Origin of the sequence: Streptomyces sp. TRM64462 (assembly GCF_013362995.1) — a bacterium.
In the GTDB taxonomy this organism is placed as follows: domain Bacteria; phylum Actinomycetota; class Actinomycetes; order Streptomycetales; family Streptomycetaceae; genus Streptomyces.
The window spans coordinates 57,366-70,208 of the sequence record NZ_JABWDV010000394.1 but is presented as its reverse complement, the minus strand read 5'-3'; the positions used below and the strand labels follow the sequence as shown (position 1 = coordinate 70,208).

14 protein-coding genes and 1 pseudogene are annotated in these 12,843 nt (G+C 69.6%); 8 read left to right on the top strand and 7 right to left on the bottom strand.

The features are described from left to right. Positions 1–21 precede the first annotated feature (21 nt). Positions 22–1,611 (top strand): glycosyltransferase family 87 protein, encoded by a 1,590-nt coding sequence (locus HTZ82_RS22850; protein WP_175411325.1) that lies wholly within the window; start codon positions 22–24, stop codon positions 1,609–1,611. Here the strand turns inward: HTZ82_RS22850 and HTZ82_RS22845 are convergent. The 3 genes from HTZ82_RS22845 to HTZ82_RS22835 all read right to left on the bottom strand — a co-directional run bounded on the left by HTZ82_RS22845 (position 1,608) and on the right by HTZ82_RS22835 (position 4,399). After that, on the bottom strand, positions 1,608–2,639 hold the full coding sequence (locus HTZ82_RS22845; protein ID WP_175411324.1) for an alanine racemase: 1,032 nt from the start codon (positions 2,637–2,639) through the stop codon (positions 1,608–1,610). The two genes, HTZ82_RS22850 and HTZ82_RS22845, sit on opposite strands and share 4 nt — an antisense overlap. Before the next feature lie 116 nt (positions 2,640–2,755). Further along, positions 2,756–3,874 (bottom strand): peptidoglycan bridge formation glycyltransferase FemA/FemB family protein, encoded by a 1,119-nt coding sequence (locus HTZ82_RS22840; RefSeq protein WP_175411323.1) that lies wholly within the window; start codon positions 3,872–3,874, stop codon positions 2,756–2,758. A 210-nt stretch (positions 3,875–4,084) separates the two neighbouring features. Continuing rightward, positions 4,085–4,399: a hypothetical protein gene (locus tag HTZ82_RS22835; protein WP_175411322.1), complete on the bottom strand. Its 315-nt coding sequence runs from the start codon at positions 4,397–4,399 to the stop codon at positions 4,085–4,087. Between the two features lie 315 nt (positions 4,400–4,714). Between HTZ82_RS22835 and rpsF the strand changes: the two genes are divergently transcribed. From rpsF to rplI, 4 genes are all read left to right on the top strand, one after another. Continuing rightward, the gene (rpsF, locus tag HTZ82_RS22830; protein WP_175411321.1) at positions 4,715–5,005 is read left to right on the top strand and encodes a 30S ribosomal protein S6; all 291 of its coding nucleotides are present in this window, start codon (positions 4,715–4,717) and stop codon (positions 5,003–5,005) included. Positions 5,006–5,078: 73 nt separating this feature from the next. After that, positions 5,079–5,651 carry a single-stranded DNA-binding protein gene (locus tag HTZ82_RS22825; protein WP_175411320.1) on the top strand — a complete coding sequence of 191 codons (573 nt, stop codon included), beginning with the start codon at positions 5,079–5,081 and terminating at the stop codon, positions 5,649–5,651. Positions 5,652–5,726: 75 nt separating this feature from the next. Next, positions 5,727–5,963: a 30S ribosomal protein S18 gene (gene rpsR, locus HTZ82_RS22820; protein WP_005315025.1), complete on the top strand. Its 237-nt coding sequence runs from the start codon at positions 5,727–5,729 to the stop codon at positions 5,961–5,963. 18 nt (positions 5,964–5,981) lie between these two features. Next, positions 5,982–6,428 (top strand): 50S ribosomal protein L9, encoded by a 447-nt coding sequence (gene rplI / locus HTZ82_RS22815; RefSeq protein ID WP_175411319.1) that lies wholly within the window; start codon positions 5,982–5,984, stop codon positions 6,426–6,428. 181 nt (positions 6,429–6,609) lie between these two features. Here rplI and HTZ82_RS22810 read toward each other — a convergent pair whose 3' ends face one another. After that, entirely contained in the window at positions 6,610–7,947 is a 1,338-nt protein-coding gene (locus HTZ82_RS22810; RefSeq protein WP_175411318.1) for an MATE family efflux transporter, read from the bottom strand. A 375-nt stretch (positions 7,948–8,322) separates the two neighbouring features. On the opposite strand from HTZ82_RS22810, the gene dnaB reads away from it, so the two are divergent. Continuing rightward, positions 8,323–9,840: a replicative DNA helicase gene (dnaB, locus tag HTZ82_RS22805; protein WP_175411317.1), complete on the top strand. Its 1,518-nt coding sequence runs from the start codon at positions 8,323–8,325 to the stop codon at positions 9,838–9,840. Positions 9,841–9,985: 145 nt separating this feature from the next. Continuing rightward, a complete protein-coding gene (locus HTZ82_RS22800; RefSeq protein WP_175411316.1) occupies positions 9,986–10,633 on the top strand; it encodes a LysE family transporter in 648 nt (215 codons plus the stop codon). 40 nt (positions 10,634–10,673) lie between these two features. Here the strand turns inward: HTZ82_RS22800 and HTZ82_RS22795 are convergent, their stop codons facing one another. Both HTZ82_RS22795 and HTZ82_RS22790 read right to left on the bottom strand, forming a co-directional pair. Beyond that, a complete protein-coding gene (locus tag HTZ82_RS22795; RefSeq protein ID WP_175411315.1) occupies positions 10,674–11,126 on the bottom strand; it encodes a GNAT family N-acetyltransferase in 453 nt (150 codons plus the stop codon). Positions 11,127–11,136: 10 nt separating this feature from the next. Then, positions 11,137–11,649 carry a DUF2269 domain-containing protein gene (locus tag HTZ82_RS22790; protein ID WP_175411314.1) on the bottom strand — a complete coding sequence of 171 codons (513 nt, stop codon included), beginning with the start codon at positions 11,647–11,649 and terminating at the stop codon, positions 11,137–11,139. A 96-nt stretch (positions 11,650–11,745) separates the two neighbouring features. On the opposite strand from HTZ82_RS22790, the pseudogene HTZ82_RS22785 reads away from it, so the two are divergent. Further along, positions 11,746–12,319, top strand: a pseudogene (locus tag HTZ82_RS22785) (FAD-binding oxidoreductase); the annotation flags it as partial. A gap of 17 nt (positions 12,320–12,336) precedes the next feature. Here the strand turns inward: HTZ82_RS22785 and HTZ82_RS22780 are convergent. Beyond that, positions 12,337–12,816, bottom strand: coding sequence for an NUDIX domain-containing protein (locus HTZ82_RS22780; protein ID WP_175411313.1), 480 nt, complete (start codon positions 12,814–12,816; stop codon positions 12,337–12,339). Positions 12,817–12,843: the final 27 nt, after the last annotated feature.

Below are 12,843 nucleotides of genomic sequence, written 5' to 3'. Positions count from 1 at the left end.
CCGTACGGCAGGATGTCCCCCATGCCGAGCCCACAGAAGACGAGCGCCCCCGAGCCCCAGCCCGTCGTATGCCCCACCCGTCGGGACGAGGTCGCAGCAGCCGGCAGCGAGGTGATCGGCGGCCCCGTCGGCCGTTGGGCACAGCTCGGCACCAGCCGCCTCAGCCCGGTACGGGTGGTCGCCCTCGTGGCGATCGGGATGTTCGCCCTGGGCATGGTGCAGAAGCTGCCCTGTTACAACTGGGCGTGGTTCCGTGGGGCGGCATCGCAGTACACGCACGCGTGCTACTCGGACATCCCGCACCTCTTCGTCGGGCGCGGCTTCTCCGACGGGCTGATCCCGTACTTCGACCGGTTCGCGGGCGACATGCAGTACCTGGAGTACCCGGTACTCACGGGCCTCTTCATGCAGGTCGCGGCATGGCTGACGCCGGGCGGCAGCGACATGCAGTTCCGCCAGCAGATGTACTGGATGGTCAACGCGGGCATGCTGCTCGTCTGCACCGCCGTGCTCGTGGTGTGCGTCGCGCGGACGCATCGCCGCCGCCCGTGGGACGCGCTGCTGGTGGCGCTCGCTCCCGCGTTCGTCCTGACCGCGACGATCAACTGGGATCTGCTGGCCCTCGCCCTGACCGCGGCCGCGATGCTGATGTGGAGCCGGGGCCGGGCGCTGGCCTTCGGCATCCTGCTGGGCCTCGCAACGGCGGCCAAGCTGTACCCGTTCCTGCTGCTCGGACCGGTGCTGGTGCTGTGCTGGCGCGCCTGGAAATGGCGGGAATTCGCCGTGGCGCTGCTCGGCACGGCCGGGGCGTGGCTGGCCGTGAACCTGCCCGTGATGGTGCTGGCGCCGGAGGGCTGGAAGCGGTTCTACGTCTTCAGCCAGGACCGGAACATCGACTTCGGGTCCTTCTGGCTGGTCCTCACCCAGCGCGCGGGCGCCAGCATCGACGTGGAGGCCGTCAACCTGTACGCGATCGTGCTGATGGTCGCCGCCTGCGCCGGCATCGCCGGGCTGGCCCTGGCCGCGCCGCGCCGGCCACGCTTCGCGCAGCTCGCGTTCCTGGTGGTGGCCGCCTTCATCCTCACCAACAAGGTCTACTCGCCGCAGTACGTCCTGTGGCTGATCCCGCTCGCCGCGCTCGCCCGGCCGCGCTGGCGTGACTTCCTGATCTGGCAGGCGTGCGAGGTCGCGTACTTCCTCGGCATCTGGATGTACCTCGTGTACGTCACGACGAACCACAAGCACGGGCTGCCGCAGGACGGCTATCACTTCGCCATCGTGCTGCACCTGGCCGGAACGCTGTTCCTGTGCGCCATGATCGTGCGGGACATCCTGCGGCCGGACCGCGACCCGGTACGGCAGGACGGGTCGGACGATCCGTCCGGAGGCGTCCTGGACGGCGCGGAGGACGTGTTCGTGCTGGGGCGGCCCGCCTCACCCGCAGCCGCGTGGCCCAGCGGCACGGCGGAGTGGGCGGGACCGGCGGACACCGCGGGACCGGCAGCCGGCACTGCGGGACCGGCCGGCACTGCGGGACCGGCCGGCACTGCGGGCATGGCGGGCCCGACGGGGCCTGTCGCCCCCGCCGGGCCCGCTGGGCCTGCGGCCTAGCGGTCGACCATCCGGTCGTACTGGGTGGTCGTGTGCCGGAGGTGGGCGACCAGCTCGTCGCCGACCTTCGGCTCCTGCGCGTCCGACGGCACGAACAGGATCGACACCTGCATGTGCGGCGGCTCCGCGAACCAGCGCTGCTTGCCCGCCCACACGAACGGCGAAAGGTTCCGGTTGACCGTCGCCAGGCCGGCCCGGGCCACGCCCTTGGCGCGCGGCATCACGCCGTGCATGGCCTTCGGCGCCTCCAGGCCAACACCGTGCGAGGTGCCGCCCGCCACCACGACCAGCCAGCCGTCCGACGCGGCACGCTGCTGGCGGTAGCCGAAACGGTCCCCCTTGGCGACGCGGGTGACGTCGAGGACGGCGCCCCGGTACTCCGTCGCCTCGTGGTCACCCAGCCACAGCCGCGTACCGATCCGCGCCCGGAAACGGGTCTGCGGGAACTGCTGCTGGAGCCGCGCCAGCTCGTCGGCGCTCATGTGGCTGACGAACATGGTGTGCAGCGGCAGCCGCGCGGCGCGCAGCCGGTCCATCCAGCCGATGACCTCCTCGACGGCGTCCGAGCCGTCCGTGCGGTCCAGCGGCAGGTGCAGCGCGAAGCCTTCGAGCCGTACGTCGTCGATGGCCGCGTGCAGCCGGCCGAGGTCCTCCTCGCTGACGCCGTGCCGCTTCATGGAGCTCATGCACTCGATGACGACGCGCGCGCCGACCAGGGCGTGCACCCCGTCCACGGACGATACGGAACGCACGACCCGGTCAGGGAGCGGCACCGGCTCCTCGCCGCGCCGGAAGGGCGTGAGGACCAGCAGGTCGCCGCCGAACCAGTCCTTCATCCGTGCGGCCTCGTACGTCGTGCCCACGGCCAGCATGTCGGCGCCGAAGCGGTTCACCTCCTCCGCCAGGCGCTCGTGGCCGAAGCCGTACCCGTTGCCCTTGCAGACCGGGATGAGCCCGGGGAACTGGTCGATCACGGACTTCTGGTGCGCCCGCCAGCGAGCGGTGTCGACGTAGAGGGAGAGCGCCATGGCCGGTCCGGACCCTTTCTGTGGCTGTGGGTGTCGGTGTCGGAGGTACGGGGACACGCCTGCGCGGCGCCGTGCGGGACGGCTGCGGGGCGTTGACGAGCCTACGGAAGGGGCCGTCAGCGGCGCGACATGTAGATGTCGAGTGCCTTGTGCAGCAGCTTGTTGAGCGGGAAGTCCCACTCACCGATGTACTCGACGGCCTCGCCGCCCGTACCGACCTTGAACTGGATCAGGCCGAAGAGATGGTCCGTCTCGTCGAGCGAGTCGGAGATGCCGCGCAGGTCGTACACGGTCGCGCCCATCGCGTAGGCGTCGCGGAGCATCCGCCACTGCATGGCGTTGGACGGGCGGACCTCACGGCCGATGTTGTCGGAGGCGCCGTACGAGTACCAGACGTGCCCGCCGACTACGAGCATGGTGGCCGCGGACAGGTTCACGCCGTTGTGCCGCGCGAAGTAGAGGCGCATGCGGTTGGGGTCCTCGTTGTTGAGGACGGTCCACATCCGCTGGAAGTACGACAGGGGGCGCGGCCGGAACTTGTCGCGGACGGCCGTGATCTCGTACAGCCGCTGCCACTCGGCGAGGTCGTCGTAGCCGCCCTGGACGACCTCGACGCCGGCCTTCTCGGCCTTCTTGATGTTGCGCCGCCACAGCTGGTTGAAGCCCTTGAGCACATCGTCCAGCGAACGGTTGGCCAACGGCACCTGGTAGACGTAGCGCGGCTGCACGTCGCCGAAGCCGGCGCCGCCGTCCTCGCCCTGCTGCCAGCCCATCTTGCGGAGCCGCTCCGACACCTCGAACGCGCGCGGCTCGATGTGCGTCGCCTCGACGTCCCGCAGCCGCTTGACCTCCGGGTCCTGGATTCCGGCCTTGATCGAGGGCGCGTCCCAGCGGCGGATGACCACCGGCGGGCCCATCTTGACCGAGAACGCACCCTGGTTCTTGAGGTGCTGGAGCATCGGCTGCAGCCAGTCGTCCAGATTGGGCGCGTACCAGTTGATCACCGGGCCCTCGGGCAGGTACGCGAGGTAGCGCTTGATCTTCGGCAGCTGGCGGTACAGCACGAGGCCCACGCCGACGAGCTGGTCGTCCCTGTCGAACCAGCCCAGGTTCTCCGAGCGCCACTCGGTCTTCACATCGGCCCACGCCGGAACCTGGCAGTGACTCGCCGCGGGCAGGCTCTGGATGTATGCCAGATGCTGCTCTCGGCTGATGGTCCTCAGGGTCAGGCTCATGCGGGGCGCTCCTCGGCTGGTGTGTCCCCCATCGGTACAGGGGTTTCCGGCTCTCGCGCCGAAGCCTACTGGCACCACGCAGCGCCCCGACCGGCCGCACGGCAGGAATGTCCGTACGCCGGCCGGGGAGGGCGGACCGGCGCCCGCCGGCTGCCGCCCGTTGGACGTCGCCTGTCGGATGTCGCCCGCCGGCTGTCGCCTTACGGCGGGTCAGTCGAAGACGCCGCCGAACAGACCGCCGTGTGCCATGCCGAGGAAGAACCCGATGGCCGATGCGCCGAGGCCCACGATCAGGAACGTCCGCTCTCGTGTCGTCTCCGAGATGAACTGGCCGTACGCGCCCGTGATGATGCCCACGAGGCCGGCCCAGGAGCTGATCAGGTGCAGGTGGTGGAACTGGGCCGTGATGAAGGACAGCGCGCCGAGGACCAGGGTCACGACCATGAGCGTGTCCTGGAGGGGATGCGGCTTGCCGTCGGTGGCGAACAGGGACGAGGAGGGATGACGCTGGAATGCCTGAGCCATGGGGGCACCTCCTGGCTGTGCCGTAAGGCGGCGCACTGTAGCGCCGCCCGCACCCGTTGTGTACAGATTGCGTCCCCTGACCACCGGATTTCAACCGGAAGCAGCTGTGCGGGTACTCTGTACCCTCTGCACCGGTGTCTGCCCATGCCTGCCCAGGCTCGGGGACACGCGTCCTGCGGACAGGACCCCCCCCTCCTTCTGATTCTTCCGATGCGAGGGCCCTTGTCGGTTCGCGCGGATACCGTTGCGTACGCATCACGACCCTCCTGCCACGGAACGACCGTGGCCGCTGAGTCCAAAGGAGGTGGGTTCCACATGCGTCACTACGAGGTGATGGTCATTCTCGACCCCGATCTCGAGGAGCGTGCTGTCTCCCCGCTGATCGAGACCTTCCTCTCCGTCGTCCGTGAGGGCAACGGAAAGGTGGAGAAGGTCGACACCTGGGGCCGTCGTCGTCTCGCTTACGAGATCAAGAAGAAGCCCGAGGGCATCTACTCGGTCATCGACCTGCAGGCCGAGCCTGCGGTCGTCAAGGAGCTCGACCGCCAGATGAACCTGAACGAGTCGGTCCTCCGGACCAAGGTCCTCCGCCCCGAGACCCACTGAGCTTTCCGCTCACAGGTCATCGGGTCCGAGTAGCAGCAAGCAGCCAGAAGCAATCCCGCCGAGAGGTTCACCCATGGCAGGCGAGACCGTCATCACGGTCGTCGGCAACCTTGTCGACGACCCCGAGCTGCGCTTCACCCCGTCCGGTGCGGCGGTCGCGAAGTTCCGTGTCGCGTCCACTCCCCGCACCTTCGACCGTCAGACCAATGAGTGGAAGGACGGCGAGAGCCTGTTCCTGACCTGCTCGGTCTGGCGCCAGGCGGCGGAGAACGTCGCCGAGTCGCTCCAGCGAGGCATGCGCGTCGTCGTGCAGGGCCGGCTGAAGCAGCGGTCCTATGAGGACCGCGAGGGCGTCAAGCGCACGGTCTTCGAGCTGGACGTCGAGGAAGTCGGCCCCAGCCTCAAGAACGCCACGGCCAAGGTCACCAAGACCACCGGCCGCGGTGGTCAGGGCGGCTACGGCGGCGGCCAGCAGGGCGGCGGCGGCCCCTGGGGCGGTGCCCCGGGTGGTGGCCAGCAGAGCGGCGGCGCTCCCGCCGACGACGCCTGGGGTGGCGCCGCACCGGCCGGCGGTCAGCAGCAGGGCAGCGGCAGCGGCTGGGGCGGCAGCTCCGGCGGCGGCTACTCGGACGAGCCGCCCTTCTAGGACCCGCAGGACGCTCCGCGTCCGGGATCCGAGGGCAACTCGTACCCCACTTCTTGATCACACAGGAGAAACACCATGGCGAAGCCGCCTGTGCGCAAGCCTAAGAAGAAGGTCTGCGCGTTCTGCAAGGACAAGACCGCGTACGTGGACTACAAGGACACGAACATGCTGCGGAAGTTCATTTCCGACCGCGGCAAGATCCGTGCCCGCCGCGTGACCGGCAACTGCACGCAGCACCAGCGTGACGTCGCCACGGCCGTCAAGAACAGCCGTGAGATGGCGCTGCTGCCCTACACGTCCACCGCGCGCTAAGGGAAGGGTGACCGACTGATGAAGATCATCCTTACCCACGAGGTCTCCGGCCTCGGTGCTGCCGGCGACGTCGTCGACGTCAAGGACGGCTACGCTCGCAACTACCTGGTCCCGCGCGGTTTCGCGATCCGCTGGACCAAGGGTGGCGAGAAGGACGTGGCGCAGATCCGCCGCGCCCGCAAGATCCACGAGATCGCGACGATCGAGCAGGCCAACCAGATCAAGGCCCAGCTCGAGAGCGTCAAGGTGCGTCTGGCCGTTCGCTCCGGCGACGCCGGCCGCCTCTTCGGCTCCGTCACCCCGGCTGACATCGCCTCGGCGATCAAGTCCGCCGGTGGCCCGGAGGTCGACAAGCGCCGCGTCGAGCTCGGTGCGCCGATCAAGACCCTGGGCTCGCACCAGGTGTCCGTGCGTCTGCACCCCGAGGTCGCCGCGAACCTCGGTGTCGAGGTCGTCGCTGCCTGAGCTTGAGCCCTGCACCAAGCAGAGCTGAGCGTATGAAGGGCCGTTCCCGTCAGGGGACGGCCCTTCGTCATGCCGCGATCGCGGCCTCGTCACGCGGGAGAACGTTTCACGTGAAACCGGGCCCGTTTCACGTGAAACATGACCAAGTCGTCGTGCTCAGCGGGTCGCCCCGGTGACCACCTCAGCGGGTCGCCCCGGTGACCACCCAGCGGCCGGAGCGGGTCCGCAGCCACAGCGTCAGCATCCGGATCGCCATCATCAGGGTCATCGCCCACCACAGGGCCGTCAGACCACCGCCGAGTACGGGAACCAGCAGGGCGACCGGCGCGAACACGAGCAGGGTGACCACCATGGCCCCCGCCAGATACGGGCCGTCGCCGGCGCCCATCAGGACGCCGTCCAGGACGAAGACAACCCCGGCGATCGGCTGGGAGAGGGCCACTACCAGCAGTGCGGGAAGCAGGGTGTCGTGTACGGCGTCATCGGCGGTGAACAGCGGGATGAACAGCGGCCGGGCGGCGACGACCAGGATGCCGAGCACCAGGCCGGAGGCCACGCCCCACTGCACCATGCGACGGCAGGCCGCGCGGGCCCCTTCGGTGTCCCCCGCGCCCAGGTAGCGGCCGATGATGGCCTGGCCCGCGATGGCGATGGCGTCGAGAGCGAACGCCAGCAGGCTCCACAGCGACAGGATGATCTGGTGGGCGGCCACATCGGTGTCGCTCAGCCGGGCCGCGATGGCGGTGGCGATCATCAGGATCGCGCGCAGCGACAGCGTACGGATCAGCAGCGGCACCCCGGCCTGCGCGCTGGCCCGGATGCCGGCGGCGTCCGGCCGGAGGGAGGCGCCGTGGCGCCGCGCCCCTCGCACGACGACGACCAGGTACGCCGCGGCCATGCCGCACTGGGCGATCACGGTGCCCCAGGCGGAGCCGGCGATGCCGAGGCCGGCGCCGTAGACCAGAACGACGTTCAGCACCACGTTGGCGGTGAATCCGGCGACGGCGACGTACAGCGGAGTCCGGGTGTTCTGCAGGCCGCGCAGGACGCCGGTGGCGGCGAGGACCATGAGCATCGCGGGGATGCCGAGACTGGAAACCCTCAAGTAGGTGGTGGCGTACGGGGCGGCCGTGTCGGAGGCCCCGAAGGCGTCCACGACCCAGGGCGCGGTGGGCAGGGTGACGGCGACGACGGCGAGGCCGAGGAGGAGGGCGAGCCAGATGCCGTCCATGCCCTGACGGATGGCGGCCGGAAGGTCGCCGGCACCGACGCGGCGGGCGACGGCGGCGGTCGTGGCGTACGCGAGGAACACGAAGACGCTCACCGCGGTGGAGAGCAGCGCGGCGGCGATGCCCAGGCCGGCGAGTTGCGGGGTCCCGAGATGGCCGATGATGGCACTGTCGGCCAGCACGAAGAGCGGCTCGGCGACAAGAGCTCCGAAGGCCGGTACGGCGAGTGCGATGATCTCGCGGTCGTGGTGGCGGCGGACGTTCTTCGGAACCGCGGGAGCCTGGGACATACGTTCAATGTAATCGTCCACAGGTAAGAGACGCAATGTGATGTTGGTCCTTACTTCGGGCTGGGTGGCCGTCGCTCGCCGGGGCCGTTTGTGCTGATCTTGGTCCTGCTGGAAAAGTTTTTCTCCCCCACAGCCCGTGGATGGAAAAACCGCAGGTCAGATGCGAGATGGTGGGGTGGCTATGAATTTGTCCACACGGCTGTCCCCCGCTCCGTGCACAGGATCCACGGGGTTCTCCACAGCATCAGGCAGTTCATGCACAGGGCCTGTGGATAACCAGATTGGCTGACGGTGCCCGCGGGCCTACCTTTGTCCGGCGCCCGAGTGTGGGCGGGCACGGCAAGGTCCGCGGTGCGGACGGGAGGAGGTGGGCCGGTGAGTATCCCCGAGCCCTTGGACGAACCCTGGACCGAGAGCGGTCCGAGCGACCGTCTTCCCGCCTCCCGCCGACGCGGCGACGACCGCGAAGGAGACGGCCGAGGTGGTGCGCGCGGCGGCCGAGGCCGGGGCCGCGACGAGCAGCATGAGCGGGGCAGCGACGGCGGTCCCTGGGACAGCGGGGCTGCGGGCTTCGAACGCGTACCTCCCCAGGACCTCGACGCCGAGCAGTCGGTGCTCGGCGGCATGTTGCTCTCCAAGGACGCCATCGCGGACGTCGTGGAGATCATCAAGGGCCATGACTTCTACCGGCCCGCGCACGAGACGATCTACCAGGCGATCCTCGATCTCTACGCCAAGGGCGAGCCCGCCGACCCCATCACGGTGGGCGCCGAGCTGACCAAGCGTGGTGAGATCACCCGGGTCGGCGGCGCGTCGTACCTGCACACGCTCGTCCAGTCCGTGCCGACGGCCGCCAACGCCTCGTACTACGCGGAGATCGTGCACGAGCGGGCCGTGCTGCGCCGGCTCGTGGAGGCCGGCACCAAGATCACGCAGATGGGATACGCCGCCGACGGCGACGTGGACGAGATCGTGAACTCGGCGCAGGCGGAGATCTATGCCGTCACCGAGCAGCGCACCAGTGAGGACTACCTCCCGCTGAGCGACATCATGGAGGGCGCGCTCGACGAGATCGAGGCGATCGGCTCGCGCAGCGGCGAGATGACCGGTGTCCCCACGGGCTTTACGGACTTCGACTCCCTCACGAACGGCCTTCATCCGGGCCAGATGATCGTCATCGCGGCGCGTCCCGCCATGGGCAAGTCCACGCTCGCGCTGGACTTCGCCCGCGCCTGCTCGATCAAGAACAACCTGCCCAGCGTGATCTTCTCCCTCGAAATGGGCCGCAACGAGATCGCGATGCGTCTGCTGTCGGCGGAGGCGCGGGTCGCCCTGCACCACATGCGATCAGGGACGATGACCGACGAGGACTGGACGCGGCTGGCCCGGCGCATGCCGGATGTGTCGCAGGCGCCGCTCTACATCGACGACTCGCCGAACCTGTCGATGATGGAGATCCGGGCGAAGTGCCGGCGGCTGAAGCAGCGCAACAACCTGAAGCTGGTCGTCATCGACTACCTCCAGCTGATGCAGTCCGGTGGCTCACGGCGCGCCGAGAGCCGTCAGCAGGAGGTCTCGGACATGTCGCGAAACCTCAAGCTGCTGGCGAAGGAGCTGGAGCTCCCGGTGATCGCTCTCTCGCAGCTGAACCGTGGCCCCGAGCAGCGGACCGACAAGAAGCCCATGGTGTCGGACCTGCGTGAGTCGGGCTCGATCGAGCAGGACGCGGACATGGTGATCCTGCTGCACCGCGAGGACGCCTACGAGAAGGAGTCCCCGCGCGCCGGCGAGGCCGACCTGATCGTGGCGAAGCACCGTAACGGCCCGACGGCGACCATCACCGTCGCCTTCCAGGGCCACTACTCCCGCTTCGTCGACATGGCCCAGACCTAAATGAGTTGCCTGCGGAGGCACGGCCTCCGCAGGATGCCCGTATGACGACGACCGAAGCCATCCCGCATCTGCCGTTCCGCGCCGCACCTCCGCGCGGGCGCCAGCAGCAGCCGGTGGCCCGGCGGAGGCCGACACCTCTGCACCCGTGACCGCCGCGCTGGTCGCGGGGCTGCTCGCCGGGTACGGCATCGCCGTTCCGGTGGGGGCCGTCGCCGCGTATCTGGTGGCGCTGACCGCGCGGACCTCCCTGAAAGTGGGGGTCTGCGCCGCGCTCGGGGTCGCGACGGCCGACGGCCTGTACGCGCTGGTCGCGGCGGCGGGCGGAGCGGCTCTCGTGCCGGTCCTCCAGCCCGTGATGGTGCCGCTGCGGTGGCTCGCCGCCCTGGTGCTCGTCACCTTGGCGGTACGGAGCGGGGCCACGGCGCTGAAGCGGTACCGGAGCCGGCACGGCGCGAGCGGGGCCGCCGACGGGGCCGGTGAGGGCGAGGCCCTGGGACCGGTCCGGGCCTATCTGGCGTTCCTGGGCATCACCGTGATGAACCCCATGACCATCGTCTACTTCGCCGCGCTGGTGCTGGGCAGCCGGGCGCTGGGTGATACGAGCGCCCCGGAGAGGTCGGTGTTCGTGGCCGCAGCCTTTGTGGCGTCCGCCAGTTGGCAGGTGATGCTCGCCGGGGGTGGCGCGTTGCTCGGGAGGACGCTGACGAGTGGCCGCGGCAGGCTCGTGACCGCCCTTACGTCCAGCACCTTGATCGTGGCGCTCGCCGTTCACCTGCTCGCCACAGCCCAGTGACCGGGAACGTTTCACGTGAAACGCCGTCAGAACATCATCGTCAGAGCGCCATCTTGAAGCCCACATGTGAGGCGGCGAAGCCGAGGCGCTCATAGAAGCGGTGAGCGTCCGTGCGTGAGGCGTCGGATGTGAGCTGGACCAACTGGCAGTTCTGGCGGCGGGATTCCTCGACGGCCCATCGGATCAGCTGGGTGCCCAGGCCGCTGCCGCGCGCGTCGGCGTGGACGCGTACGGCCTCGATGAGGGAGCGGGTGGCGCCACGCCGGGACAGCCCCGGAATGATCGTCAGGTGCAGGGTGCCGATGACCTCGCTGTCCCGGACGGCGACGACCAGGTGCTGGTTCCGGTCGACGGCCACGCGTGCGAAGGCGTCCCGGTACGGAGTGAGGTCGTCGGGCGACTCCCGCTGGGCGCCCAGCGGGTCGTCGGCGAGCATCGCCACGATCGCGGGAATGTCCTCGGCTGCCGCGCGCCGTATCTCAAGATCGCTCATGCCGCGGACACTACCGGCTCCGCCGGGCCCCGGCGGCCGGGTGCCCCTGCTTCCGCAGCCGACGGCCGCGGCGCGTCAGTCCCCACGGCTTGAGCACCGAGACGACCGTCATGAAGAGGTAGGCGCTGGTGGACACCAAGGGGGCCGCCACCAGACTGCTGTCGGGAACGCCGGCGCCCGCAGCGTGCGCGATCTCCGGGCGCAGCGCGAAGACCGTCGCCGTGGCGGTGGCCAGGGTGAGCCAGAACTTCGTCCACACCCAGCGGTGCCGGGCCAGCCCCCAGGGCGTACCCAGCGACAGCACCAGGCCGCTCACCAGAGTGGCCAGCGCGATGGGCAGCAGCAGCCAGTCGGCGAAGACCTTCATGGCGCGGTACGCGGCCTCCGTGAGCGAGGTGTCGGCGGTGGTGTAGGCGGTGACACCGAGCGCCAGCAGCCCCAGCGAGAGCCCCAGCCAGCTCACTGACACCGCGACGTGGAAGACAAGGAGAGCCCGGCGAACGGGACGCTTGAGAGGTTTCACGTGAAACACCGTGCCGCGCCCGCGCACCTGCCCGCGTCTGACAGCGGGAGTAACCCCGTCTACTAGCCTCGGCGTACGTCAGCGTGACCGCCGGAGCAGCCCCCGTGGTGGCGCGGGTCTGGCGGCACTACTCGTTCGCGTCCGCGCCGCGCCCCGACGGCCTGCTGAGCTTCCACGTCAAGGCGGTTCCCGTCGGCTGGGTCTTCAACGCCCTGGTCCACCGTGCCCGCCCCGGCGACGTGCTGCGCCTCGGGCCGCCGGCCGGGTCGATGACCGTCGATCACAGCCCGACAGCGGGCTGCTCTGCGCCGGTGGCGGCACCGGGATCACCCCCATCAAGGCCCTGGTCGAGGATGTCGTGGGGCATGGCGGGCGGCGCTTCATCGAGGTGTTCTACGGCGCGCGGACCGACCAGGCTCTCTACGACATCGACACCCTGCTGCGGCTGCGCCAGGCGCATCCATGGCTGGAGGTGCGGGCCGTGATAGACGGCCGTACGAAGCTGCCGGACGCGGTACGGGAGTTCGGCCCCTGGAACGAGTACGACGCGTATCTGTCGGGGCCGCCCGGGATGATACGGAGCGGTGTGCACGCGCTGCGGGGCGTCGGCGTCCCGTCCGAGCGCAAACGCCACGACTCGCTGGACGAAATCGCCGCCACCGCGGGCTGAGACGACGGGGGCGGCACTCAGCCGAGGTCGGGCGCGTGCATGGCCCGTACGCCCTCGATGTTCCCGTCGAGGTAGTGCCGCAGCGACAGCGGGACCAGGTGCACCCCGGCGATCCCGACCCGGCTGAACGGCACCCGGACGACTTCGTACTCGCCGACCGGCTCGTCCACCTCGGGCCCGTGCCGCCGCGACAGGTCCATGGACTCCAGGTGGCAGACGAAGAAGTGCTGCACCTTGACCCCGGAGACACCGCCGTTCTCGATGTGCTCGACGGTGTCGACGAAGCACGGCACCACGTCGGTGATCTTGGCGCCGAGTTCCTCGTGGACCTCCCGGTGCAGGGCGTCGACCACGGTCGCGTCACCCGGTTCGACCCCGCCGCCCGGCGTGAGCCAGTAGGGATCCATTCCCGGCTTGGTCCGCTTGATCAGGATGAGGTCGTCCCCGTCGAGCAGAATGGCACGAGCGGTGCGCTTGACCACTGGACGTTCGGTCATGGCATGAAAATGGCCCGCGCCGCACGG